The sequence below is a fragment of the Spiroplasma endosymbiont of Cantharis lateralis genome (assembly GCF_964030855.1).
GTDB lineage: Bacteria > Bacillota_I > Bacilli_A > Mycoplasmatales > Mycoplasmataceae > Spiroplasma_A.
Window position 1 is genome coordinate 363347 of sequence record NZ_CAXIQF010000008.1, and the last position, 26011, is coordinate 389357.

Sequence of the window (26011 nt, forward strand, 5' to 3'; positions counted from 1 at the left end):
ATAATTAAGAAAGGAATATGAAACTATGAAATGATGATTTTCAGATTATGATGGAACAATTAATTTAACACACAATGATTATATTGACCCAAGAGATTTAGAATTTATTAAAGATTGAATTAAGGAGGGAAATAAATTTGCAATAGCTACAGGAAGAATGGAACATGAAATTCAACCAGTACTGGAAAAAGCTAAAATACCATATGATTATATGATCTGCAATAATGGTGCTGTTATATATGAAAATGGTAAAGGAGTAATTGCAAATGCATCAATTCCAAAAGAATCAAGAGAAGAAATAAAAGATATTTTTGATAGTTTAAAAGAAAAATATGTTTTGGGATATTGTTTAAAAGATAAAAGAATGAGTTATTCAAAAGTTGATCAACCTGAAGTTTATGGTAATGCTTTTTTAAAAAAATATGCTTCAACACACAATAATTTTGAACAAGGAAATTATGATATTTTAAACTCAGAAGATTTAAATTTATTATATTTTTTCTTAGCAGAATCAGAAATAGAAGAAGTTAAAAAAATATTATCAGGAAAAATAAAAGGATGTAAAGCAGTAAGAACTCATAAAAATGTTATTGAAATAATGAGAGAAGATGTTTCAAAAGCTTATGGTATTAAAGTTATACAAGAACTTAACAACTTTTCATCTAAGGACGTTTATACAAGTGGTGATGGTGAAAACGATATTGAAATGTTAGAATTTACAAAAAACTCTTTTGCTATGAAAAATCACCAAAAAGGAGTAGATAAAGCTGCAAAACATATTATAAATAATGTTTTTGAAATAAAAAACTTTTAAATAAAGTAGAATCTCTATTGCATTAAAGTAACTTTAATGAATTATAATTTTTAATAAGGGATCACTTTTAAAGTTAGTCTTTTAGAAAATTGGAGACAGGCATGAACAAAATATATTTAAATGAACTTGCAAAGATTCTTAAAATTAATGAATCTGCTTTGAGATATTATGACTCACAAGGTTTAATAACAAAATTACAAAGAGATAAAAATAACTATCGCTTTATTCTTGAAGAAGACTTAGCATTTCCAAAAACAGTTATATGTTTAAAAAAAACAGGTATGTCATTAAAAGAAATTAAGAAATATTTGGATTTTATTGAAAAAGGAGATTCCTCTATTAAAGAGAGATATGAAATGATATTAAAGCAAGAAGATATTGTTTTAAATAAACTCAAAGATATTCAAGAACAAATTGAATTTATTGAGTATAAAAAAAGTTTATATTTAGAAAAGTTAAATAAATAAGAGAGGTAATAAATATTTTGAAAACAAGAAAATTAGGAAAAGACTTAATTGTTTCTGAAATTGGTTTGGGTTGTATGGGGCTTAGCTTCTCATTTCCGCCATTTCCAACAAAACAAGAGGCTGTGAATTTTATTAAAAAAGCATATGAAAAGGGAGTAACATTTTTTGATACTGCTGAAGTATATGGTCCTTTTGATAATGAAGAAATTTTAGGAGAAGCATTAGAATCAATTAGAGATAAAGTTGTTATTGCAACAAAATTTGGATTTAGCTTTAATGAAGATGGAACAAGAAAAGGCACAGATAGTAGTGAGAAAAATATAAGAAGAGCAATAGAAGGTTCTTTAAAAAGATTAAAAACAAGCTATATAGATTTATTTTATCAACATAGAGTTGACCCAAATACTCCAATAGAAGAAGTTGCAGAAGTTATGAAACAACTTCACAAAGAAGGAAAAATCAAACACTGAGGTTTAAGTGAGGCTTCTGCAAATACTATAAGAAGAGCTCATAAAATTTTTCCTGTGACAGCTTTACAAAGTGAGTATTCATTATTTTGAAGAGATCCAGAAAAAGAAATAATACCAACACTTGAAGAATTGGGAATAGGTTTTGTACCATTTTCTCCTTTAGGAAGAGGATTCTTAACAGGTAATATTGATTTAAATACTAAATTGGAACCAGGAGACTTTAGATTAACAATGCCAAGATTTCAAAATAGAGAGTACTTAAAAGAAAATCTTAAATTAGTAGAATTTGTAAAAGAACTAGCTAAAAGAAAAAAAACAACACCTGCAGCTGTTGCAATTGGTTGAGTTTTAGCTCAAAAAGAGTGAATTGTTCCAATTCCTGGTACAAAAAAACTTGAGAGATTAGAAGAAAATTTAACAGGTGCTGATGTTAAATTTACTAAACAAGAATTAAATGAAATTAAAGAAAGACTTGATAAAATTGAACTTATTGGTGAAAGATATAATGAAGCTGCAAATAAGACAATTGATAGAACTTAAAAATATTTAAAACTAATTAAAAGTTGTTTAATAGGAAACAACTTTTTTTAATTAATTTATAATTTTTTTAGGAGAAGACTATGACAAATATTAAACATAAATTAAAATTGTTAATTTCAAAACAGGAGATAGAACAACAAATAATAAAATTGGCAAATGAGTTGAATGAGGAGTTTAAGGAAAATGAAATAGGTCTAATATTTATTCTTAATGGTTCTGTTTTCTTTTTTGCAGATTTAGCAAGAAAGTTGAATATGCCAATTAAAATAGATACTATTTCTGTATCAAGTTACTTAGGTACTCAATCAACAAGAGAAGTAAAATTTTATAAAAAAGTAACAAAACCAATTGTTGAGAATAGACATGTTTTAATAATTGAAGATATTATTGATACAGGTAAAACTTTAACTACTGTTTATGAATATTTAGATTCGTTAAAACCCAAGACACTAGATATAATTGCTCTTGCCGATAAGCAAGGTTGTCATCCTAATTTTAAATATAAGTATAAATCGCTCTTTGAAGTTCCAAATAAATTTATAGTGGGCTATGGGTTTGAAATTGATGATTTATATAGACAACTTGATCAAATTTATACAATAGAAAATAATTAATAATATAGAGATAAAAATTCTCATCAAGTACTACAAATATGATATTATATAAGTGCTATTCGTACCGAAGAAAGTAACTGGGATTTTATCCCTTAATTTGTTACCGAGGAATGAAATTACATATACTAATTGTAAGAATGCTTACAATGTTTATTGTATTTTTAATTGACCTCGGAAATTATCTGAGGTTTTTATTTTGATTTTAAATGCGAAAGTAAAAAAAGGAGGTTGTTAATAATGTCAAACACAAGACCAACTCATGCTAAAAAGAATGAGATAGTTAAAGAAATTTCAGACAGAATCCAAAACTGTAAAGGTATGGTAATTGCTGAATATAAAAATTTAACTGTAGCACAAATGACAGACTTAAGAAACAAGGCTCGTGATAAAGGGATTTTTATTAAAGTTTATAAAGACTCATTATTTAGAAGAGCAACTGAAGAATTAAAAATTAAAGGACTAGATTCATATTTAGTACAACAAAATATTTATATTTTTTCAGATGAAGAAGCTTTATTTCCAGCAAAATTAGTTTCTGAATTTGCAAAATTAAATTCAGATCTAGTTCTTAAAGCAGGTATTTATGAAGGAAATGTTATGGATACAGCAGCAATTAATGAAATTGCTTCTCTTCCATCAAAAGAAGAGTTATACTCAATGTTTGCTTCATCACTTATTTACCCATTACGTCAATTTATGTTGACTGTAAAAGAAATAGCAAATACAAAAGCAGAATAAAAAAACAATTAAGCGTACAAATAGCAATAAAATAAAAGAAAGAAAAAAAGGAGAAAACAAAAATGGCAATTACAAAAGACGATATTATTAAAGCATTAGAAGAAATGAAATTAACAGAATTAAACGATTTAGTTAAATCAATAGAAGATCACTTCGGAGTTGTAGCAGCTGCTCCTGCTGCTGCACCAGCTGCAGCAGCAGGAGCAGCAGCACCAAGTGAAGTTAGTGTTATGTTAACAAGTGCTGGAGGAAATAAAGTTTCAGTTATTAAATTAGTTAAAGAAATGACTGGCTTAGGATTAATGGATGCTAAAAAATTAGTTGATGGAACATTACCAGTAGCTATTAAAGAAAATGTAAAAGTTGAAGAAGCAGAAGAAATGAAAAAACAATTAATCGAAGCAGGAGCTTCAGTAGATTTAAAATAAGAATTAATTTATAATGACCTTGAAGGTCATTTTTTATTAGAGGGAATTTTATATGTCTAAATCATCAAAAATATATTTACTTAAAGATTACATTACTAATGCTGCTATTGAAGTTGGAGAGTATAGTTACTTTTATAGTTTTCAAAATGAAAAAGGAGCAAAAGAATTTCAAAATAGAAATATTTTATATCATTTTCCAAATGTTCATAAAGATAAGCTAGTCATTGGTAATTTCTGTGCAATTGCAGAAGATGTTAAATTCTTAATGAATGGTGCAAATCATAGAATTAATTCAGTTTCAACATATCCTTTTGAAATGTTTGATGAGTTTGAAGTAAACAAAAAAAATATCAAACCTTTTAAAAGTAAAGGAGATACAATTATTGGTCATGATGTATGAATTGGCTATGGAGCAACTATTATGCCAGGAGTTAAGATTGGTAATGGAAGTATTATTGCAGCAAAGGCTGTTGTCACAAAAGACGTAGAACCTTACTCAATTGTTGCTGGAAATCCAGCAAAAGTAAAAAGAAAAAGATTTGAAGAAAATAAAATAAAAGAGCTGGAAGACTTGCAATGATGAAATGAAAGTATAGAATCAATTAAGACTATGTTAGAGAAATTAACTAAATAACTAAAAAAATGCAAAGAAATAATTATTCTTTGCTATTTGCTATTGATTTAGTCTTTAAAATAAGATAGAATTTTTTTGCGTATGTTTTATTTGAACGGGGGACACTATTAAATGAATTACAAAATCAAGAAAATTAATGCACTAGTGGAAAGGCGTGACTATGCCAAGGTATCAGGTGATTTAGAATTACCAAATCTTATTGAGTTACAAACAGACACATTTGATTGATTTAAAAATAAGGGAATAAATGAAGTATTTGAAGAAGTTTTTCCAGTTGTTTCAGCTGATGGAGATATAGTATTATCAATGACTGATTGAGAGTTTAGAGAACCAAGACTTTCAATAACAAAAGCAAAAGAAGAGTCAAAAATATTTGAAGCACCAATTTATTCAAATTTATCTTTAACTATTCATATGGAAGATGTTGAAGTTTTTAAAGAAGAAACTTCAGGATCAATGGAAACATTCCTAAAAGGATGATTACAAGAAAAATTAGAATCAACTGGAGTTGAATTTAAAGACAGTAAAGGATCACTTTACTTTTTTGAGTTCAAAAGTAAAGTTGGGGAAAAAGATACAATTCAAATTGAAATTAAAGAAGACAAAGAAGAGTTCTATTTAGCAAATATTGATGTTTACAAAACTGGAGAAGTTTTCTTTGGGGAATTCCCTCTAATGACAGATAGAGGAACATTTGTTATTAATGGTAGTGAAAAAGTAGTTGTTTCACAATTAGTTCGTTCACCAGGAAGTTATTTTAAAGAAGAAATGAACCGTAAAAATGGGGAAATGATTTACTTTGCAGATATTATTCCTTCAAGAGGAACATGATTAGAATTTGAATTAGATTCAAAAAAAGCTTTAGATAATAAAGTATTAAATGTATTCTATGTAAAAATTGACAAATCTAGAAAAACTACTGCAACAAGTTTATTAACTGCATTTAAAATGCAAAAAGAACAAATTTTAGACTTATTTGATAATAATGAAGTAATTTCATCAAGTTATGATTTAGATACATTAACTGGTGATATTGAAATAGATTATGAAAACCAAGTTCAAGAAATTTATAAAAAAATACGTCAAGGTGAAACAGCAACAGCTGATGGAGCAAGTAAATATTTATATGGTTTACTATTTGATAAAAGAAAATATGATTTAACAAAAGCAGGAAGATTTAAATTACAACAAAAATTATCTGTAAAAAATAGATTAATTGGACGTGTTTTAGCTGAAGACATTATAGATGTGAAAGGTAAAGTTGCTTTTGAAAAAGGAACAGAAATTACAAAAGATATTTTAGATGACTTAGATAGAGTTTTAGAAGCTGGAGCAATGGTTCAAAAAATTAATTTTAATGAACAAATAACTTCAGGGAATGAAATTCAAAAAGTAAAAGTATTTAAAGATAATGACTTAAGAGATGAAACAGCAACAATTATTGGGATTACAAAAAAATCAAAAGATGAATTTATTAATCTACCAGATATAGTTGCAACAATTTCATATGCTATAAATCTAATGGATGGTATTGGTGAAATAGATGATATTGATCATTTAGGAAACAGAAGAGTTAGAACTGTTGGAGAATTACTACAAAATCAATTTAGAATTGGTATGATGCGTATTGAAAAAAATGTAAGAGAAAAACTTGCTACTTCAAATCCATTCAAAATGAAACCATCAAGTATTATTAACAATAAGCCATTAACTGCAATAATTGGTGAATTTTTTAATCTTTCACAATTATCACAATTTATGGATCAAACTAATCCATTAGCAGAATTAACAAATAAACGTAGACTAACTGCTTTAGGACCGGGTGGTCTAAGTAGAGATAGAGCTGCTTTAGAAGTGCGTGACGTTCACCCTTCTCACTATGGTAGAATATGTCCAATTGAAACCCCTGAGGGACCAAATATTGGATTGATTAATAATTTATCAACTTATGCAAAAATTAACGAATATGGGTTCATTGAGACTCCGTATAGAAAAGTTAAAAATACTAAAGTTATGTCAGGAGAATACGAATATTTAACTGCAGATAAAGAAAAAGATTACGTTGTTGCTCAGGCAAATATTAATCTTGGTGAAGATGGAACAATTTTAGATGACCAAGTAATTGCTCGTTATAGAGGTGATGACATAATGGTTAGTCCAAAGGATGTTGACTATGTTGACGTTTCTCCAAAACAAATTGTTTCAATTGCTACTTCATGTATTCCATTCTTAGAAAACGATGATGCTAACCGTGCACTTATGGGTGCTAACATGCAACGTCAAGCTGTACCATTGATTAATCCAGAATCTCCAATTGTTGGAACTGGTGTTGAACATGAAGCTGCTCGTGACTCAGGAGATGCTATTGTTGCAACAGCTCCAGGGATTATTAAATATGTGGATTCTAAAAAAGTTGTTGTTGAACAAAAAGATGGAATTAAAACATATGACTTAAATGATTTTAGTCGTTCAAATAATGGAACAGCTTTAACTCATTTACCAATTGTTAAAATTGGAGATAAAGTTAAAGCAAGAGATATTTTAGCTGATGGACCATCAATGGAAAATGGGGAATTAGCTCTTGGACAAAATGTAGTTGTAGCTTTCACAACTTGAAATGGTTATAACTATGAAGATGCTGTTATTGTTTCTGAACGTATTGTAATTGAAGATAGATTTACTTCAATTCATATTGATGAATATACAATTGAAAGAAGACAAACAAAACAAGGACCAGAAGAAATTACTAGAGATATTCCAAATATTTCTGAAGCAAGTAAAAAATACTTAGATGAAGATGGTATTGTTGCAATTGGAGCAGAGGTTAAAGTTGGAGATATTTTAGTAGGTAAAGTTACTCCAAAATCACAAACTCAATTATCACCAGAAGATAAATTGTTACATGCTATCTTTGGAGAAAAATCAAGAAATGTTAAAGATAATTCATTAAGAGTACCAAATGGTGGTGAAGGAATTATTAAATCAATTAAACGTTTCTCAAGAGTTGATGGACATGATCTACCAGCTGATATCTTAGAAATTATTAAAGTTTATGTTGTTCAAAAACGTAAAATTCAAGAGGGAGATAAAATGGCTGGACGTCATGGTAACAAAGGTGTTATTTCAAAAATCTTACCTGTTGAAGATATGCCTCATATGGAAGATGGAACTCCAGTTGACATTATGTTAAATCCACAAGGGGTTCCTTCACGTATGAATATTGGACAAGTACTAGAAATTCACTTAGGAATGGCTGCAAAAAAACTTGGAATTAAAGTTAATACTCCTGTTTTTGAGGGAGTTAAAGAACAAGAATTACAAGATATTATGAAAGAAGCTGGAATGGATAACTATGGAAAAGTAACATTGATTGATGGTCAAACAGGAGAAGCGTTTGATAAACCAATCTCTGTTGGTGTAATGTACATGTTAAAACTATCTCACATGGTTGATGATAAATTACATACAAGAAACATTGGTCCATACTCATTAATTACTCAACAACCATTAGGAGGAAAAGCTCAAAATGGTGGTCAAAGATTTGGAGAAATGGAAGTTTGAGCACTTGAAGCTTATGGTGCTGCTTATACATTACGAGAAATCTTAACTATTAAATCTGATGATATTAAAGGTCGTATTAAAACATATGAATCAATTGTTAGATCTAAACCAATTCCTAAACCAGGAATCCCTGAATCATTTAATGTTCTTACAAAAGAAATTATGGGATTAGGATTTGATATGCATATGATTGACCAAGATGGTAAAAAAGTGCAAATCAATGCATATGATGATGACGATGATTTTGAAATCGACGAAGAATTATTAGCAGATTCATCATTTAATGATTCTGATCTTACAGGATTTAGTGAAACTAGCGAAGATGATGTTATTACTTTTGAAGATGAAAGTATAGAAGAATAAAAGAGGAGAAGTTTTAAGATGGCAATTTCAAATAAGAGAATGATTAAAATTGAATTAGCTTCTCCAGATGTGATTAGATCTTGATCACGTGGTGAGGTTACAAAACCAGAAACTATTAACTATAAAACATTAAAAACAGAAAAAGAAGGTTTATTTGACGAAAGAATATTTGGACCAACTAGAAATTATGAATGTGCCTGTGGGAAATACAAAAAAGTAAAAAACAAAGGTAAAATTTGTGAGCGTTGTGGAGTAGAAATTACAGAATCAATTGTTAGACGTGAAAGAATGGGACATATTGAGCTTGAAGAGCCAGTAACTCATATTTGAATGTTAAAAGTTGCTCCTTCAAGAATTGCTTCAATTTTAGATTTAAAAACTAAAGAAGTTGAAGAAGTTGTTTATTTTGTAAGTTATATTGTTTTAGATCCTGGAAATTCAAAACACCTTAAAAAAGGAATGGTTTTAGATTTAGGGAATGCAAAAGCAAGTTTAAAAACAAGAGAAAAATTATTAAAAACACTTGAAGATATTAAAGCTGGAATTGAACCAGAGACATTTTCTTGAAAAAGAGCTGAGAATTTAATTAATCAATTAAGAACTCCAAGTTTACCATTTTCAATGGATGAAGCAGCAACTTTTATTTCAAGATATATTAATGCTAAGTTTGGAATTGGTGCTAATGCCATTGAAGACTTATTAAAAAATATTAATTTAGAAAAAGAAATTGAAAAAATCAGATATGACTTAAAAGAAAAAAGAGGATCATCTGAACAAAATAAACTAATGAAACGTTTAGAAGTTTTAGACTCACTAAAAAAATCTAAATCAAGACCGGAATGAATGATCTTACATGTTATTCCAGTAATTCCACCAGATATTAGACCAATTATTCAATTGGATGGTGGTAGATTTACTACTTCTGAAATTAACGATTTATATAGAAGAATTATTATTAGAAATGAACGTCTAAAAAAAGTTAAATCAATGGGAGCTCCAAGCATTATTGTTAATAATGAAAAACGTATGCTTCAAGAAGCAGTTGATGCTTTATTAGATAATGAACGTAAACCAAGACCAGTAACTGGTAAAGATAAACGTCCTTTAAAATCATTAACATCAATTTTAAAAGGTAAACAAGGAAGATTCCGTCAAAACCTTTTAGGAAAACGTGTCGACTATTCAGGACGTTCAGTTATTGCAATTGGACCTGATTTAAAAATGTATCAAGCTGGTATTCCAAGAGATATGGCAATTACATTATTTAAACCATTTATCATTAGAAGATTACAAGAAAAAGATCTTGCTGAGAACGTAAAAGTTGCAGAAAAAATGATATTAACAAATGATGCGAAAGTATGAGACGTTTTAGAAGAAGTAATTAAAGATAGACCGGTTTTATTAAACCGTGCTCCTACTCTTCACCGTTTAGGTATTCAAGCATTTGAACCAAAATTAGTTAAAGGTAAAGCAATTAGACTTCACCCATTAGTAACAACAGCATTTAATGCCGATTTCGATGGTGATCAAATGGCTGTCCATTTACCAATTAGTGATGAAGCTGTTGCTGAAGCTAGAGCACTTATGTTAGGTTCAAAAGCTATTCTTGGACCAAAAGATGGTAAGCCAATTGTTACTCCAACTCAAGATATGATTTTAGGAAACTATTACATAACAACAGAGGAAAAAGGTGTACTTGGTGAGGGAACTTTATTTACAAATTATGATGAAGTAAAAATCGCATATGAAACTGATTCTGTTTCATTGAATGCAATTGTTGCAATTCCAATTAGTGAACTTAAAAATAAAAAAATATCAGATAAACATAAGGATAAATTCTTAATTACAACTGTTGGTAAAATATTCTTTAACCAAATGTTTGTTGAAGAATTCCCTTGAATTGTTAATGCAAATATTAACAATGCAGAAGAAGAAATTGAGAAATTTGTGATTGATGGAAATACTGATATAAGAACTTATATTCAAAAAGAATATCAAATTCAACAACCAATTAAGAAAAAAGAATTATCTTCAATTATTGAAAGATACTTCAAATTATTTGGGGCACAAAGAACTGCTCAAATGTTAGATAATATGAAGGATTTAGGATTTAAATTCTCATCAAAATCTGGAACAACAATTAGTGCAGCTGACGTTGTTGCTTATACACAAAAATTTGAAGATTTTAAAATTGCAGATGAAAAAGTAACTCAAATTACTAATTTCTATAATATGGGTATGTTAACAAAAACTGAGAAAAAACGTAGAGTAATTACTGTATGATCTCAAGTAAAAGATAAAATTCAAAATAAACTTGAAGAAGTTCTAAAAAAAGATCCAAAAAATCCAGTATTTGTTATGGCCGATTCAGGAGCTCGTGGTAATGTTTCGAACTTTACACAGTTAGTAGGTATGAGGGGTCTTATGAATGACCCGAAAGGTGATATTAAAGAAATTCCAATTAAGTCTTCATTCCGTGAAGGTTTAACTGTTTCAGAATATTTCATTTCTACTCACGGAGCAAGAAAAGGTATGGCTGACGTTGCCTTGAAAACAGCTGACTCAGGTTATTTAACAAGAAGACTTGTTGATATATCACAAGAAATTATTGTTACTGAAGATGATTGTAAAACAACAAAAGGATTTGATGTGCATTCAATTATTGAAACTAAGCATGATAATATAATTGTTCCTTTAAAAGATAGATTAGTTGGAAGATTTACTTTCAATGATGTTATTAGCTCAAAAGGAAAAACAATTGTTGAAGCTAATGAACTTATTACATTACAATTAGCAGATGATATTATTAATGCTGGAATTGAAGAAGTTCAAATTAGAACAGTTTTAACATGTGATACAAACCGTGGTGTATGTAGAAAATGTTATGGAATAAACTTAGCAACAGGAGAGATTGTTACAATTGGTGAACCTGTTGGAGTTATTGCAGCACAATCTATTGGTGAACCAGGTACTCAGCTAACTATGCGTACTTTCCATACTGGGGGGGTTGCTGGTGGAGCAGATATTACTCAAGGGTTACCTCGTATTAAAGAATTACTTGACGTTACAAATCCGAAAGGTTCAATTGCTATAATTTCACAAATTGATGGTGTTATTAAAGAAGCAAAAGAAGAAGAAGGAATTATAACAATAGTTGTTGCTTCTGAACAAGACGAAAGAAAATACAAATCACAATATGGAGCTATTTTAAGAGTAACAGAAGGTGAATTTGTAACTCGTGGTCAAAAATTAACAGAAGGTGCAATAAATATTAAAGAATTATTAGAAGTTGCAAGAATTGAAGATGTACAGAACTATATTTTAAAAGAAGTTCAAAAAGTATATCGTCTACAAGGTATTGAAATTTCAGATAAGTATATTGAAATTATTGTTAAACAAATGTTAAATAAAGTTAAAATTATTGACTCAGGAGAAACTGAATTACTTCCTGGAGAAGTTATTTCTTCAAGAACATTCAGAAATGAAGTTAAACTTGCAATTATTGCTGGTAAAAAACCACCACTTGCAAAACATGTTATCTTTGGTATTAAAAAAGCTCCACTTGAATCAGATTCTTGATTATCAAGTGCGTCATTCCAAGATACGGCAAGAGTTCTTGTAAAAGCAGTAATCAAAGGAAAAATTGATAAACTAGAAGGATTAAAAGAAAACATTATGTTAGGAAATTTAATTCCAGCTGGAACAGGATTAACTGGTAGTGCAGATATAATTAAAAAAGGTAAGGAAACTTACGACTCAGAATATTAAAAAAAGGTGAAAACCTTTTTTTATTTTAAGTTTTTTTAATTTTAAAATAGTGTATATTCATTTTGAGGGAGCTTTTAATTATGAAAATATATATTGGAAATGATCATGCAGGTGTTGAAATGAAAAATCAAATAGTGGAATTTTTAAAAACAAAAGGTCATGAAGTGATAAACATTGGAACAGATAATAGTCATTCAGTAGACTATCCTGATTTTGGTAAAGAAGTTGCAAAAAAAGTTGTTGAAAATAATACCTATGGAATAATAATTTGTGGGACAGGTATTGGAATATCAATAGCTGCAAACAAAATAAAGGGTGCACGTGCAGCTTTATGTTATGAAGATCAAACAACAATCTTGGCAAGACAACATAATAATGCAAATATCTTAGCTCTTGGAGCAAGAATAATTGCAAATGAAAAAGCAGTTAGACTTGTAGAACTTTTTTTAAATACAGAATTTGAAGAAAGACATAAAAATAGAGTAGAAAAATTAAATAATCAATAAGGGGGTTATCAAATGGCTTTTACAATTATTAAACATCCTCTTATTCTAGATAAATTGACTAGAATGAGAAAAGAAGATACATCATCTAAAGACTTTAGAGAAAACTTAAATGAAATAGGGCAACTAATGGTTTATGAAATTTTTAGAGATGTACCTATACAAGAAATTGATATCAAAACACCTGTGACTTTAACAAAGGGATATACGTTAGATGTTCCAGTAGTTTTAGTACCAATTATTAGAGCAGGATTAGGAATGACAGAGGGAATACAAAGATTAGTACCTACTTCAAGAATTGCACATATTGGACTTTATAGAGATGAAGAAACTTTAGAACCTGTGCAATACTTTGCAAAAACAACAAGAGATATTGAAAGTAGTTATGTTATTGTTGTTGACCCCATGTTAGCAACCGGGGGTAGTGCTTCAAAAGCAATTGAAATAGCTAAATCTTGAGGAGCAGTTCAAATAAAATTTGTTTGTTTAGTTGCTGTTCAAAAAGGTGTGGACAGAATTATAAAAGATCATCCAGATGTAGATATTTATACTGCTAGTTTAGACCCAATTTTAAACGAAAGTGGATTTATAGAACCTGGGCTTGGAGATGCTGGAGATAGAATTTTTGGAACAAAATAGATACATTTAATGTATCTATTTTTTTATTATGAGTATAATTTTCCTGTCAATAACAAATGAAAATGTCTCAAAATCGTAGATTTATTAAACTGTAAATCTACGATTTTTATATTGTTCCTTTCATGTTTTAGAAAAGTAAATATAATTTGTATATCTAAAGTGATTAGATGGAACACTAGGTTTTTTAATTTTAGACTCAGTTTTTTTAACTTCATTAACCTGACCAACTGGTGTATTTTTAGTTTTGACTTCCACTAATCTATAGAACTTATCTGTATAATTTGCATAGAGCTCATTATCATATGTTTCAGTTATTAGTAATTTTGTTTTACTTGCAAAAGTTGTTATATCGTATCCATCATATGTTAAATATGTTTTTGTTTTATATTTAATTATTCCACCTTTATGAACTTGTCTTTCTTCTCTTCTAGCTAAAACAAAATTAATATCCGTATTTTTATTTCAAATTTTCATTTTATTTTTGTTATTATCAATTTGAGTAGAGAACTTGTGATTAAAATTAGGTATGAAAACATTAATTAAGTAATCATTGGCCTGCTCAATAGTTTTGATATTGAATTGTCTTAGTTCTTGGGGAAGTCGTTTTTGAAAAGAACCTCAAAGACGTTCAATCTTGCCTTTGGTTTGCGCGCAACTAGTACTTGTTAGCTTAATTCCAAGTTGTTGACACGTAAAGGCATACTGTATATTAGAGTCTGTTTCAGTAGACTCTTTTTCTTTTGTCTTATAATAAAATACTGTTCTTTTATCTGTAAGTATTTCCTCAGGAGTTCCATAATTTAGAAACATTTGTTTTGTAGCTGTATAATATCCAAATAATGTTTCTTGATAATCAAAATAACCTGCTAATACTTTTCCTGTTGAGTCATCAATGAAAGCATGTAGCGATCATTTTTCATTGGTTACTCAATTATGGCTACATGCGTCTGTTTGAATTCTTTCTCCAAAATATTCCTTTCTATTTTGCATGGGTCTACATTCTTCTAAACTAATAATCTTATCTTTAAAAAACTCTTGTTCCTTATTTGTTAATTTATTTTCTAAGGACTTTTGTCTTAATTGTCTAATTAATTCTTTTCTAGTTGATCTGTGCATATAAGGGGAGTAAACCTCATTTTTAAATAATAAATCTCTTAAGTAAGTGTAACTAACTTTTAAATCTTCATATTCTTCTAAGGATTCTTTGAAATGAACTAGATTATAGTCATGATATTTTTCATTTCTCAAATTTAATATTTTTTGTTCAATTTCATAGGGTGTAGATCTATTTGATAATTTACCTCAGTTTTTATGTATAAATGCAGATATACCTTCATTTGATAATCTTTTAATATTTCTATTAATTGTTCTTCGTGTGCAGTTAAGAATTTGCTCTGCTCTCATTTTTGTTATTTCCCCAGAAATAACTTTTTTAATTGTTTTATATTTTAAATTCTCCATATAACTTAATTTCCTTTTTAATTTCATAATTTGTTACCTCTAATACTTAATTGTAATTGGAGGATATCAATATTTATATAAATATTGGGACATTTCTATTTGTTACACATTGAGACATTATCATATGTTATTTACAATTTTTTTATTATGAGTATAATTTTCCTAGATTTTATAAATTAATAAGAGTATTATTAATTAGATGGAACTTAATAAGGAGAGTATAATTTGTTTAAAAATAAAGGAAAAATTATATTAATATCTCTTATATCAATGATTACATGCTTATTAACAATTTTATTTATTTTAAAATTGGTAAATTTTTCATTAGTTACTGGGTATATCTTAGGTTCTTGTTTTTTATTTTTTTCATTATTTTTTATGAAATTAGGAATAAAAAATTTGATCGATAATTTAAATCCTTATAGTTATATGTTTATTACAACATTGCGAATAGGGTTTTATATTGTTCCATTCCTTATAAGTTTTTACTTACCTAACATATTTAATATATATGGATTAGTAATTGCTTTTATAGTAAATTGAATTCCCTCAGTTTATTTTAGTAAAGCCAAGTAAGTGAATTTTTATATGGTAACTATTAAAAGAGAAAGGAGTATATATGTTCCTTGCAGATGACAAAGGTTTTGGTGATGTTCTATTTTCAATTACCCCTCAACTTCTATCAATACTAATAACTTGCATTATTATTTGTACATTTTGTATAGTTTATAATGTAAAAATTAGAAATTATAAAGAAGATAAAAAATTAACTGGATTTTTAGTTTTAACAGAAATGTTTATTACTAAGGTTGAAAATATGGTTATTACGATCATGGGTAAAAAATACAGAAAATTAACTCCATACATAATGTATATTTTTATGTATATAATAGTTTCTTCTGTAGTATCAATTTTGGGAATAGAGTCATTAACAACTTCTTATACAGTTACATTCTCAATGGGATTTGTAACATTTATAGGAATTTATTATTATGGATTAAGGTATCAAAAGTTAGCTTTTTTCAAAAGATATTATAATCCAATAGAGATTTTAGGACAGTTTGTCCCTTTAATATCTCTTTCCTTTAGACTATTTGGAAATATGCTTGGAGGTAGTATTTTATTAGGATTGCTTTATGCAAGTCTGATACAACTTCAAGGTAATATATTTTGACCAAATGGTCCTGGAATGGATTGAGATAATAAATTAAACTACTGATGAGCTGGATTTAATGTTTTCACAGTAGTTTCATTACCATGGTTACATTTATACTTTGATTTATTTGATGGAACCATTCAAGCAGTTGTATTTTCAATGTTAACTCTTTCTTATTGATCTGGGGCTAAACTAGGTGAAGGTCTTAATGATGGAGAAGAAAAAATTGAAAGATAATTTATAAAAGGAGAAAAAAATATGTTTGCACAAATACTTACAAATCTAGGGGGTAACTTTATTTCAATTATGCCCTTATACTCAACATTATTAATGTTTTTTGCTGAAGCAAAAGAAGTAGGAGATGGATTAAAACTTCTTGGGGCAGGACTTACAGGAATGGGAATGGTTGGAGCATCAATTGGACAAGGAATAGTAGGATATGGAGCTTGTATAGCAATTGGTAGAAATCCAGAAACAGCACCAAAAATTACCTCTACACTAATTATTACTGCTGGTTTTGCAGAATCAGGAGCTATATACGCACTTGTAATTGCAATTTTATTAATTTTTGTAGCTTAAGAAAGATGAGATGAATTTTATGTTTTTAGACGCTGGAATACCAAATATTATTGAAAATTTATTTCCTAACTTAGCAAATTTTATTGCTCATATTCTATCAACAATAATTATATTAATATTATTAACTAAATTAGTTTATAAACCTTTTAGAGAAACAATAAAAGAACGTAGAAAAAAAATTAGTGAATTATTGGATGATGCTGTTTCAAAACAGGCAAAAGCAAATAAAAATAATAAAGAAGCTTTTCAAATCTTAGATTCAGCAAAAGAAGAATCTAAGATGATAATGAATTCAGCAAAATTATCAGCTGATAATTTAAAGTTAGAGATTATGGAAAATGCAAGAGCAGAAGCTGCAAATATTCAAAACCATGCTCAAAAGACAATTCAACTTGAAAAAAATGAAATGTATGAACAAATGAGACAAGAGGTTATTGATCTAGCATTTGTAGCAGCTGAAAAAATTTTAAACGAAAATATTTCTAAAGATAAAAATGAAAAAATGATTAAAGAGTTTATAAATAGTTTGGATTAATTAAGTGATTAAACAATCTTTAATTAATAATTGAGCGACAGCAATTTGTGAATTAATTGTTGAAGAAAAAAAAGCCAAATCATTTACAAAAACTTTAGAAGAATTAAAAAACATTTTTGAGTTAAATCAAGAAGCAATAAACTTTTTATCAAATAAATTTATTGATGTTAAAACTAGAATAAAATTTATTGAAGATATTTTTAAAAAAGATTTAGAACCTTTAGTTCTAAATTGTTTAAAATTAATTGTTGAAAGAGAAATTTTTTCATATATAGAATATATCTTAAATGCTGCAATAAAAAAATTATGAGAGAGTTTAGATATTAAAAAAGGAATAATTTACTCAACTTTAAAAATTGACCAAAAATATATTTCTACCATTGAAGAAAAAATTAAAAATAAAATAAATCAAAATATAAAACTAGAAAACAAAATTGATAATTCTTTAATTGCTGGTATTAGAATTGAAGTTGCTAATAATATTTTTGACTTTTCATTAAAAGGAAAAGTTGAAGATATGAAAAATATTATTTTGGAAAATAGAGAGCAGAGGTAAAGATATGTCACTTAAAATAAATGAAATATCAGAGGTTATAAAAAAACAAATTAAAGAATATGGCAAAAATATTATTCAATCACAAGAAGGTACTGTTGCAAGTATTGGTGATGGTGTTGCTCTTTTATTTGGACTTGAAGATGTTATGATGGGTGAACTTTTAATTTTCTCAAATGATATTTATGGTATTGCTCTTAATTTAGAAGAGGGTGCAGTTGGTGCAGTTATTATGGGTGATGATTCAAAAATTCGCCAGGGTGATAAAGTTGTTAGAACCTGCAAAGTTGTTGAAACTCCAGTTGGTGATACTCTTCTGGGAAGAGTTTTAAATGGAATGGGTTCACCAATTGATGGAAATGGACCATTAAAGAATACAAAATTTGCACCAGTAGAAAAAATTGCTTCAGGAGTTATGTCTAGAAAATCAGTTAATCAACCAATGGAAACTGGAATTATGTCAATCGACTCAATAATACCTATTGGAAAAGGTCAACGTGAATTAATTATTGGTGATAGACAAACTGGTAAAACAGCAATTGCTATTGATGCAATTATTAATCAAAAAGGAAAAAATGTTAAGTGCATTTATGTGGCTATTGGTCAAAAAGAGTCAACAGTTGCTCAAGTTGTTGAAAAATTAAAACAAGCTGGGTCAATGGAATATACAACAGTTATTTCAGCTTCAGCAAGTGAATCAGCACCAATTCAATATATAGCTCCTTATACTGGAGTTTCAATTGCAGAGGAATGAATGTCTAAAGGTGATGATGTTTTAATTATTTATGATGACTTATCAAAACATGCAATTGCTTATAGAACTTTAGCTTTATTATTAAGACGTCCACCAGGACGTGAAGCATATCCAGGAGATGTTTTTTATCTACACTCAAGATTACTTGAAAGAGCAGCAAGAGTAAATGAAAATTTTGGTGGAGGAAGTATTACAGCTTTACCAATTGTTGAAACTCAAGCTGGAGATATATCTGCATATATACCAACCAATGTAATTTCAATTACTGATGGGCAAATATTTTTATCAGAGCAATTATTTAACTCAGGTATTAGACCAGCTGTTGATACTGGATTGTCAGTATCAAGGGTAGGTTCTGCAGCTCAAATTAAAGCAGTTAAACAAGTAGCTAGTACTTTAAAATTAGAATTGGCTCAATATTATGAGTTGCAAGCATTTGCAAAATTTGGAAGTGATCTTGATGAAACTACAAAAGAAACATTAAATCATGGTCAGAAAATTGTTGAGCTTTTAAAGCAAAGACAATATAAACCAACAGCACAAATTGATCAAGCAATTTTATTATTATCTATAAAAGAAAGATTAATAAAATGATTACCACTAAGTGAAATGATCAATTTTAAAGAGTCAGTTTTTTATCATTTTGAAAATGATAAAAATGCTAAAGCTCTTAGAAAAATGCTAGAAGCAGAAAAAGAGTTTAGTGATACTTTATATGCTTCTGTAAAATCTCAATTGATACTGGTTTTAAAAAATATTACTTCAAAATTACAAGGTTATAAAGTTGATGAGTATGGTAAAAAAGATGAGTATGAAAGTTTAGGTTAGTATGGCAAATTTAAGTGAATTAAAAGCTGGGATAAGTTCAATAAAAGATATTGGGAAAATTACGGGGGCAATGGAATTAGTTGCAACAGCAAAATTAAAAAAAATATCTAAAAGGATGGGAAACATTCAAACTTATTTAGATGAAGTATACGATGTTTTTAATTATATTATTTCACACTCAGAAGACTCAATATATTTAAAAAAACAAAACCAAGTATTAAATAGTACTTTATGAATTGTTATTGGTTCTAATTTAGGATTGTGTGGAGGATATAACTCAAGTATTTTTAAAGTATTAAAACCTTTAGTAAATAAAAAAACAGATAGTGTAATCGCTATTGGAACAAAGGTTGTTAACTTTTGTAAAGCAAATAATATAAATATTAAAGAGGAATTTTTAGATATTGATGTTGATTTCTCAAATGAGCAATCAAGAAAAATGTCAGTTAATTTACTAAACTCTTTTGTTCAAAAAGAATTTGATCAAATAAAAATTGTCTATACAAAATTTATTAACAATGTTACTTTTGAACCAACTGTTTTAGATATGTTTCCAATTGAAAAAAAACAAGATGAGAATGAATTACATCAAGATTTAATTTTAGAACCAGATCCAGAAACTGTATTAACAACAAGTGTTTCAATGTATTTGAATACAATTTTATTTGGTACAGTCATTGAATCACAAGTTTCAGAACATGCAAGTAGAAGAATGGCTATGGAAGCTGCAAATAAAAATGGTAAAGAACTTTCAGATAATTTAAGCGTAGTATTTAATAGAAAAAGACAAGAAAATATTACACAAGAAATTAGTGAAATTATTGGAGGAGCTAATGCTCAAAATGAAGATTAGAGGTAATAAGTATGACAGAAAAAATTACACAAGGTAAAGTTGTTCAAGTAATGGGTCCTGTTGTGGATGTAAAATTCAAACAAGAGGATATGCCAAAGCTTTATAATACAATTGAATTGGATAATAATGGAGTAAAACTTGTTTTAGAAGTTGTTCAACATATTGGGGATGACCTGGTTAGAACTATTGCTATGGGTCCTACTGAAGGTTTAGTTCGAGGAATCACTGGAACAAATACTGGAGGACCAATTAGTGTTCCAGTAGGAGATAAAGTTCTGGGAAGAATGTTTAATGTTTTAGGTGACCCAATAGATGATAAACCTCCAGTTAAAGGGGAAAGAATGCCAATTCATAGATTAGCTCCAAATTATGACGAACTTGCTACTTCTGCTGAAATTTTAGAAACAGGAATTAAAGTTATAGATTTAATGATGCCTTTTGCAAAAGGAGGTAAAATTGGTTTATTTGGTGGAGCGGGAGTTGGAAAAACAGTTCTTGTTCAAGAGTTAATTAATAATGTTGCTAAAGCCCATGGTGGTATTTCTGTATTTGCAGGAGTTGGTGAAAGAACAAGAGAAGGTAATGATTTATATTTTGAAATGATAGATGCTGGAGTTATTGATAAAACATCTCTGGTTTTTGGTCAAATGAATGAACCACCTGGTGCAAGAATGAGAGTTGCTCTTACTGGTTTAACAATTGCAGAATATTTTAGAGATATTAAAAATCAAGATGTACTTTTATTTATTGATAATATTTTTAGATTTACGCAAGCAGGTTCAGAGGTTTCTGCGCTTTTAGGAAGAATGCCTTCAGCTGTTGGATATCAACCAACATTAGCAACTGAAATGGGAGCACTTCAAGAGAGAATTACATCAACTCAAAAAGGTTCAATTACATCTGTACAAGCCGTTTATGTACCAGCAGATGACTTGACTGATCCAGCGCCAGCTACAACATTTACTCACTTAGATGCTTCTGTAGTTTTGGATAGAACTATTGCATCATTGGGAATTTATCCAGCAATTGATCCACTAAATTCAAATTCTAGGATGTTAGATCCACAAATTGTAGGAGAGAATCATTATCAGATAGCTTTAAAAGTACAAGAAACTTTACAAAAATATAAGGAGCTACAATCAATAATAGCAATCCTTGGTATGGAAGAACTTTCAGAAGAAGATAAAATTGTAGTTAATAGAGCAAGAAAAATAAGAAATTTTATGTCTCAACCATTTACTGTTGGTGAAAAGTTTACAGGTAGAAGTGGTAAGTATGTTGCAGTTAAAGATACAGTAAGCTCATTTGAATCTATATTAAATGGTAGTTTAGATCATATTCCTGAGATTTTATTTATGTATGCAGGTTCAGTTGAAGAAGTTATTGAAAGATTCAAAACTAAAAAATAATGCAACTAACTAAATTAAAAATCATTACTCCTGAGGGTGTATATATAGATGATTTAGAAGTAGAATATGCAAATGTAAAAACTTCAGATGGACAGATAACAATTTATGCTAACCATACTTCAATTGTTTCAACACTTCTTATTGGTGATATGAAATATGAAATTGATGGAACTATAAAATATATTCATCTTCATAGAGGAATAATAAGAGTTTCGAAAGATCAAATTGGAATACTAACTCAAAGACTTTATGAAGTTGATGAAAAAGGTCAAAAAATAAAAACAGAGATTTAAGAAAGTTCTTGTATCTCTGTTTTTATTTTTTCTCTATAACTAAGTTGTTGTTTAACTTTATCTTCAATCATTTTAGTAAATGCTCACATTTTCTCTCTTTTTAGAAAACCCATAAATCTTATGTAGTTAATTCTTAAAGGTTTAAAGTTAATTCTACCAATATCAACATTTTTTAATATTTTTGCAATCTGTTTATTCATTAAAACTTTTTCTTTGCAAAGCTCAAGTTTTTTTCTTTGCTCTTCAGGAAAGTCAGTTAAGTTTTTATAAATATTTTCAACACATCCATATTTTGCAACTAATTTTGTTGCTGTATTATAATGCATTCCTCTAACACCCTTTATGTTATCTGATTGATCACCTAATAGTGATTTTATATCAGGTATTTGACAAGGTTTGCAACCAAATTTTTCAAAAACTTCTTTTTTTGTTATTATTTCTTGTTTACATTTTTTTGATTGTTGCGAAACAACCTTTACATCATCACAAATTAATTGATATGTATCTTTATCATTTGAAACTATTTCAACTTGATAACCAAGTTTAACAGCTATTCTAGAAATAGTTCCCATGATATCGTCACCTTCATATTTAACTTTTTCATATCATGGTATATTTGCGGCTGTTAAAAAATCTCTAACTAATTGCATTTGTGGAATTAAATCTGATGGTGTTTCTTTTCTTGTTGCTTTATATTCTGGATATATTTCTTTTCTTCAACATTCTTTTCCCACATCAAATGTAACTAGTACAGTATGATATTCATTTGATTGAACTAATTGAAAGACGTTTGCTACAAAGACGTATACAGCATTTATTAAAACTCCGTCTCTATTTATAGCAACTTTTTTTCTCTTTAAACTTCCATAATAACCTTTGTGAAGAAGATGGTAACCATCTATAATCACAACTTTTTTCTTATCCATTATTGTTCTCCTTTAATAATACCCTTGCTTAATTTTTAAAATGTTTATTTTATCTTTAATAGAGTCCATTTTTTCAATTTTATCTAAATTGAATTCTACCGTAACTAAATCTTCAGTATACGTATAATTAATGTCTTCAGCTTGTTTTAATAAAAATAAATTAATAGTTTTAATATCTGCTATATTAAAATTTATTTTTATATTATTTAGAAGTCTTAAATTCTTAAAGTCACTTTCCTTCATTATTTCAATTGCTGAATTAGTATAGGCTTTTTGTAATCCGCCTGTTCCTAACTTTACTCCACCATAATATCTTTTAACAAATATTATAATATCAGTAACATTACTTACTTCAATTAGTTTTAATAATGGTTCTCCTGCAGTTCCATTTGGTTCACCATCATTGTTGTATCCATAATTTAAATTATCATGGCCATACTTAAAAGCATAACAATTATGAGTTGCTCCTTTATCAGTATACTTTTTTATAAAATTTTCTAATTCAGTTTTATTTGTTACTTTTGAAATATAGGTAGTGAATCTTGATTTCTTAGTTAAGAAGCTTCTTATCACAATATTGTTATTGCTTAATATTTTTATACTTACCATAACTTTACCACGAATTATTTTACTCTTTTATTACAAAAAATAATAGTTTTTATTAAAATATTTTATTTTATTATATTGGAAAAATTTATATTAATTTAATAAAAAATGGAGAAAATATTGGTTTTTTTTTTTTTTTTATCATATGAGTGGTTATAAGTTTTTATAGCCATAGAAAGAAAAGAATGAGAAAGGAAAATATTATAGTGAAAGAAGATTCACAGTTACTTTTATCAAAGCAAGAACATAAGAAAAAATTTGCTAAATGGATGTTATTTTTTTCTATTGCAATGGTAGTAACTATTATATCAATTTTAATTAACTATTTAGTTTTTTTCCCTTGACAAAACCCTGGGAAGGTTATTTGAGAGGGAGAACAATTAATTGCTTTTATAATTTGCATATTTTTATTATTATCGGCAGTTGTCTTTAGTGTAATTTACTTTTGATTTACATTAAAAGTTAAATACGAAGATGTAAATGAAAAGGAAAAAGCAATTTTAGCAGTAGGTTTCACTGGAGGATTTACAGATACAATTGGTGTTGGTTCTTTTGGAGTTATCACTGGTTTATTAAAAGGAACAAGAGCAATAAAAGATGATACAAAGTTACCTGGCACATTAAATGTGGCTTTAGGTGTGAGTGCTTTGATAGAGTCAGCTTTATTTGTTGGTTCCATTCAAGTAAACATTGCAACTCTATTAATTTTAGTTATAGCAATTATTTGTGGAACTTTTGTAGGTTCTTTATTTGTATCAAAGATAAAAGATCAAACTTCAATAAAAATTATTATGGGAGTAGTTTTATTTTTTGTAGCAATACTAATGATTTTAACTCATCCTCAAGTTAACGTAATTAGTACATCAGATATTGGAGATAAAACATCACTTATGGATAAACCTTGAAGAATTATTATTGGAACAGTTGTATTCTTCTTTTTAGGAATGATTCAATCATTTGGAATTGGTTTATATGCACCAGCAATGGCAACATTATCTTTTTTAGGATTACAACAAGAAGTAGTGTTTCCTATAATGGCTTGTGGCTCAGCTTTATGTATGTTGCCTGCAGCCTATACTTTTATAAAAAGAAAAAAATATTTACAACAAACGTCCAATTTAATTTTAATATCAGCTATTTTTGGTGTTGTATGTTCATTTTTATTAATCTTTGTAGGATTGCAAATGGGAGCAGGAATGGACAAAAGAACTTTTGATATAGTTCTTAAATGATTAGCAATAGCTGTTATATTTTATGTCTCAATATCTATGTTAGTTGAGTTTTATTTAATTAAACAAAAACAGAAAGTTAATAAAGGAGAATAAAATGAGTTTATATAATCGTTTAGAAGAAGAATTAAAAATTAGAAAAGAAGATAAACTTTATAACATTATAAAAATACTTGAGGGAGTTCAAAGTGATATTGTAAAAATTAATAATAAAGATTTTCTAAATATGTGCTCGAATAACTATTTAGGGTTTGCAAATGATCCAATCACAGTCCAAGCAATTAAAGAAGCAGCAGACAAATATGGAGTAGGGCCTGGAGCTGTAAGATCAATTTCGGGTAGTTACTCTGTTCATAGAGAATTTGAAAAAATTTTAGCAGAGTTTAAAAATTCTGAAGATGCTTTAGTTGTTCAAAGTGGATTTCAAGCAAATACTGGACTAATACCAACTATTACAAATGATAATGATTTAATTATTTCTGATGAGTTGAATCATGCTTCTATAATTGATGGAATTCGTTTATCAAAAGCTAAAAGAGTTGTTTATAAACATTGCGATATGAGTGATTTAGAAAATATATTAAAAATTAATTCTAATGAAGTAACAGGCAATATTTTTATTATCACAGATGGTGTTTTCTCTATGGATGGAGATATTGCTCCATTAGATAAAATTAGCTATTTAGCAAAAAAATATAATGCTTATAGCATTGTTGATGATGCACATGGTGAAGGAGTACTTGGACCAAATGGTCAAGGCTCAATTGCCCACTTTGGTTTGGAAGGAAAAATTGTTATAGAAGTTGGAACATTATCAAAGGCTTATGGACTTGTTGGAGGTTTTGTTTGTGGTAAGTCAATACTAATTGAATATCTAAAGCAAAAATCAAGAGTCTTTTTATTCTCATCATCACTACAAACAGGAATTTGTTATGCTGGAATAAAAATTATAAAAGAGATGAAAAAATCAAATGATAGAATTAAAAAACTTTGAGAAAACACAAAATATATTCAAAATAAGTTTATTGATAATGGTTATTCAATAGGTAATACAAAAACTCCAATTACACCATTTATGGTAGGTGAAGAATCAATTGCTACAGAATTAACTAAGATATTATTTGAGAAACAAATTTTAGTATCTCCCATTATTTATCCAACAGTTTCAAAAGGAAAAGTCAGAATAAGATTAATGATTTCATCATTACATTCCAAAGAACAATTAGATCAAGTCTATAAAGTTATTACAGAAGAGTTTGAAAAAATTAAAACAAAAGGAGAGAAATAGAT

Annotated in this window: 25 protein-coding genes and 1 other annotated feature; of the genes, 22 read left to right on the forward strand and 3 right to left on the reverse strand. The window is 28.2% G+C overall.

What is annotated here, in order from left to right:
* The first annotated feature begins 25 nt into the window (after nt 1–25).
* From AAHM99_RS04005 to upp, 11 genes are all read left to right on the forward strand, one after another.
* Entirely contained in the window at nt 26–814 is a 789-nt protein-coding gene (locus AAHM99_RS04005; protein WP_342275419.1) for a Cof-type HAD-IIB family hydrolase, read from the forward strand.
* A gap of 101 nt (nt 815–915) precedes the next feature.
* Nucleotides 916–1281, forward strand: a complete 366-nt coding sequence (locus AAHM99_RS04010) for a MerR family transcriptional regulator (protein WP_342275420.1) — start codon at nt 916–918, stop codon at nt 1279–1281.
* A 17-nt stretch (nt 1282–1298) separates the two neighbouring features.
* Complete coding sequence (locus AAHM99_RS04015) at nt 1299–2291, forward strand: aldo/keto reductase (protein WP_342275421.1); 993 nt, start codon at nt 1299–1301, stop codon at nt 2289–2291.
* Nucleotides 2292–2371: 80 nt separating this feature from the next.
* Entirely contained in the window at nt 2372–2905 is a 534-nt protein-coding gene (gene hpt, locus AAHM99_RS04020) for a hypoxanthine phosphoribosyltransferase (protein WP_342275422.1), read from the forward strand.
* Nucleotides 2906–2951: 46 nt separating this feature from the next.
* Nucleotides 2952–3108 (forward strand) — a sequence feature (ribosomal protein L10 leader region).
* A gap of 34 nt (nt 3109–3142) precedes the next feature.
* Entirely contained in the window at nt 3143–3643 is a 501-nt protein-coding gene (rplJ, locus tag AAHM99_RS04025; RefSeq protein WP_342275423.1) for a 50S ribosomal protein L10, read from the forward strand.
* Between the two features lie 62 nt (nt 3644–3705).
* A complete protein-coding gene (rplL, locus tag AAHM99_RS04030) occupies nt 3706–4071 on the forward strand; it encodes a 50S ribosomal protein L7/L12 (protein WP_342275424.1) in 366 nt (121 codons plus the stop codon).
* 52 nt (nt 4072–4123) lie between these two features.
* A complete protein-coding gene (locus AAHM99_RS04035) occupies nt 4124–4705 on the forward strand; it encodes a CatB-related O-acetyltransferase (RefSeq protein WP_342275425.1) in 582 nt (193 codons plus the stop codon).
* Between the two features lie 111 nt (nt 4706–4816).
* Complete coding sequence (gene rpoB / locus AAHM99_RS04040) at nt 4817–8629, forward strand: DNA-directed RNA polymerase subunit beta (protein WP_342275426.1); 3813 nt, start codon at nt 4817–4819, stop codon at nt 8627–8629.
* A gap of 18 nt (nt 8630–8647) precedes the next feature.
* A complete protein-coding gene (gene rpoC / locus AAHM99_RS04045) occupies nt 8648–12397 on the forward strand; it encodes a DNA-directed RNA polymerase subunit beta' (protein ID WP_342258694.1) in 3750 nt (1249 codons plus the stop codon).
* An 80-nt stretch (nt 12398–12477) separates the two neighbouring features.
* The gene (rpiB, locus tag AAHM99_RS04050) at nt 12478–12903 is read left to right on the forward strand and encodes a ribose 5-phosphate isomerase B (RefSeq protein ID WP_342275427.1); all 426 of its coding nucleotides are present in this window, start codon (nt 12478–12480) and stop codon (nt 12901–12903) included.
* A gap of 12 nt (nt 12904–12915) precedes the next feature.
* Entirely contained in the window at nt 12916–13539 is a 624-nt protein-coding gene (gene upp / locus AAHM99_RS04055) for a uracil phosphoribosyltransferase (protein WP_342275428.1), read from the forward strand.
* Nucleotides 13540–13623: 84 nt separating this feature from the next.
* Here upp and AAHM99_RS04060 read toward each other — a convergent pair whose 3' ends face one another.
* Nucleotides 13624–15027 (reverse strand): ISNCY family transposase, encoded by a 1404-nt coding sequence (locus AAHM99_RS04060; protein WP_342275037.1) that lies wholly within the window; start codon nt 15025–15027, stop codon nt 13624–13626.
* 198 nt (nt 15028–15225) lie between these two features.
* Here AAHM99_RS04060 and AAHM99_RS05675 point away from each other — a divergent pair, with 198 nt between their 5' ends.
* The 9 genes from AAHM99_RS05675 to AAHM99_RS04100 all read left to right on the forward strand — a co-directional run bounded on the left by AAHM99_RS05675 (nt 15226) and on the right by AAHM99_RS04100 (nt 21960).
* Nucleotides 15226–15576: an MG406 family protein gene (locus AAHM99_RS05675; RefSeq protein WP_425288802.1), complete on the forward strand. Its 351-nt coding sequence runs from the start codon at nt 15226–15228 to the stop codon at nt 15574–15576.
* 43 nt (nt 15577–15619) lie between these two features.
* On the forward strand, nt 15620–16393 hold the full coding sequence (locus AAHM99_RS04065) for a F0F1 ATP synthase subunit A (RefSeq protein WP_342275429.1): 774 nt from the start codon (nt 15620–15622) through the stop codon (nt 16391–16393).
* Nucleotides 16394–16486: 93 nt separating this feature from the next.
* On the forward strand, nt 16487–16735 hold the full coding sequence (locus tag AAHM99_RS04070) for an ATP synthase subunit c family protein (protein WP_425288806.1): 249 nt from the start codon (nt 16487–16489) through the stop codon (nt 16733–16735).
* A gap of 19 nt (nt 16736–16754) precedes the next feature.
* The gene (gene atpF / locus AAHM99_RS04075) at nt 16755–17270 is read left to right on the forward strand and encodes a F0F1 ATP synthase subunit B (protein ID WP_339029880.1); all 516 of its coding nucleotides are present in this window, start codon (nt 16755–16757) and stop codon (nt 17268–17270) included.
* A gap of 4 nt (nt 17271–17274) precedes the next feature.
* Nucleotides 17275–17826, forward strand: a complete 552-nt coding sequence (locus AAHM99_RS04080; RefSeq protein ID WP_342275431.1) for a F0F1 ATP synthase subunit delta — start codon at nt 17275–17277, stop codon at nt 17824–17826.
* 4 nt (nt 17827–17830) lie between these two features.
* Complete coding sequence (gene atpA, locus AAHM99_RS04085) at nt 17831–19405, forward strand: F0F1 ATP synthase subunit alpha (RefSeq protein ID WP_342275432.1); 1575 nt, start codon at nt 17831–17833, stop codon at nt 19403–19405.
* A gap of 1 nt (nt 19406) precedes the next feature.
* Entirely contained in the window at nt 19407–20258 is an 852-nt protein-coding gene (atpG, locus tag AAHM99_RS04090) for an ATP synthase F1 subunit gamma (protein ID WP_342275433.1), read from the forward strand.
* Between the two features lie 11 nt (nt 20259–20269).
* Nucleotides 20270–21667 carry a F0F1 ATP synthase subunit beta gene (atpD, locus tag AAHM99_RS04095; protein WP_342275434.1) on the forward strand — a complete coding sequence of 466 codons (1398 nt, stop codon included), beginning with the start codon at nt 20270–20272 and terminating at the stop codon, nt 21665–21667.
* Nucleotides 21667–21960, forward strand: coding sequence for a FoF1 ATP synthase subunit delta/epsilon (locus tag AAHM99_RS04100; RefSeq protein ID WP_342275435.1), 294 nt, complete (start codon nt 21667–21669; stop codon nt 21958–21960). The genes atpD and AAHM99_RS04100 overlap by 1 nt, the downstream gene beginning before the upstream one ends.
* On the opposite strand, the gene AAHM99_RS04105 is transcribed toward AAHM99_RS04100, so the two are convergent.
* Together AAHM99_RS04105 and AAHM99_RS04110 are read right to left on the reverse strand one after the other, a co-directional pair.
* Nucleotides 21957–22886, reverse strand: coding sequence for a 5'-3' exonuclease (locus AAHM99_RS04105; protein ID WP_339034243.1), 930 nt, complete (start codon nt 22884–22886; stop codon nt 21957–21959). The two genes, AAHM99_RS04100 and AAHM99_RS04105, sit on opposite strands and share 4 nt — an antisense overlap.
* A 12-nt stretch (nt 22887–22898) precedes the next feature.
* Nucleotides 22899–23495 (reverse strand): IMPACT family protein, encoded by a 597-nt coding sequence (locus AAHM99_RS04110; protein WP_342275436.1) that lies wholly within the window; start codon nt 23493–23495, stop codon nt 22899–22901.
* A 203-nt stretch (nt 23496–23698) separates the two neighbouring features.
* Between AAHM99_RS04110 and AAHM99_RS04115 the strand changes: the two genes are divergently transcribed.
* Entirely contained in the window at nt 23699–24817 is a 1119-nt protein-coding gene (locus AAHM99_RS04115; RefSeq protein ID WP_342275437.1) for a TSUP family transporter, read from the forward strand.
* Between the two features lies 1 nt (nt 24818).
* Complete coding sequence (locus AAHM99_RS04120) at nt 24819–26009, forward strand: aminotransferase class I/II-fold pyridoxal phosphate-dependent enzyme (RefSeq protein WP_342275438.1); 1191 nt, start codon at nt 24819–24821, stop codon at nt 26007–26009.
* The last annotated feature ends 2 nt before the right edge of the window (nt 26010–26011 follow it).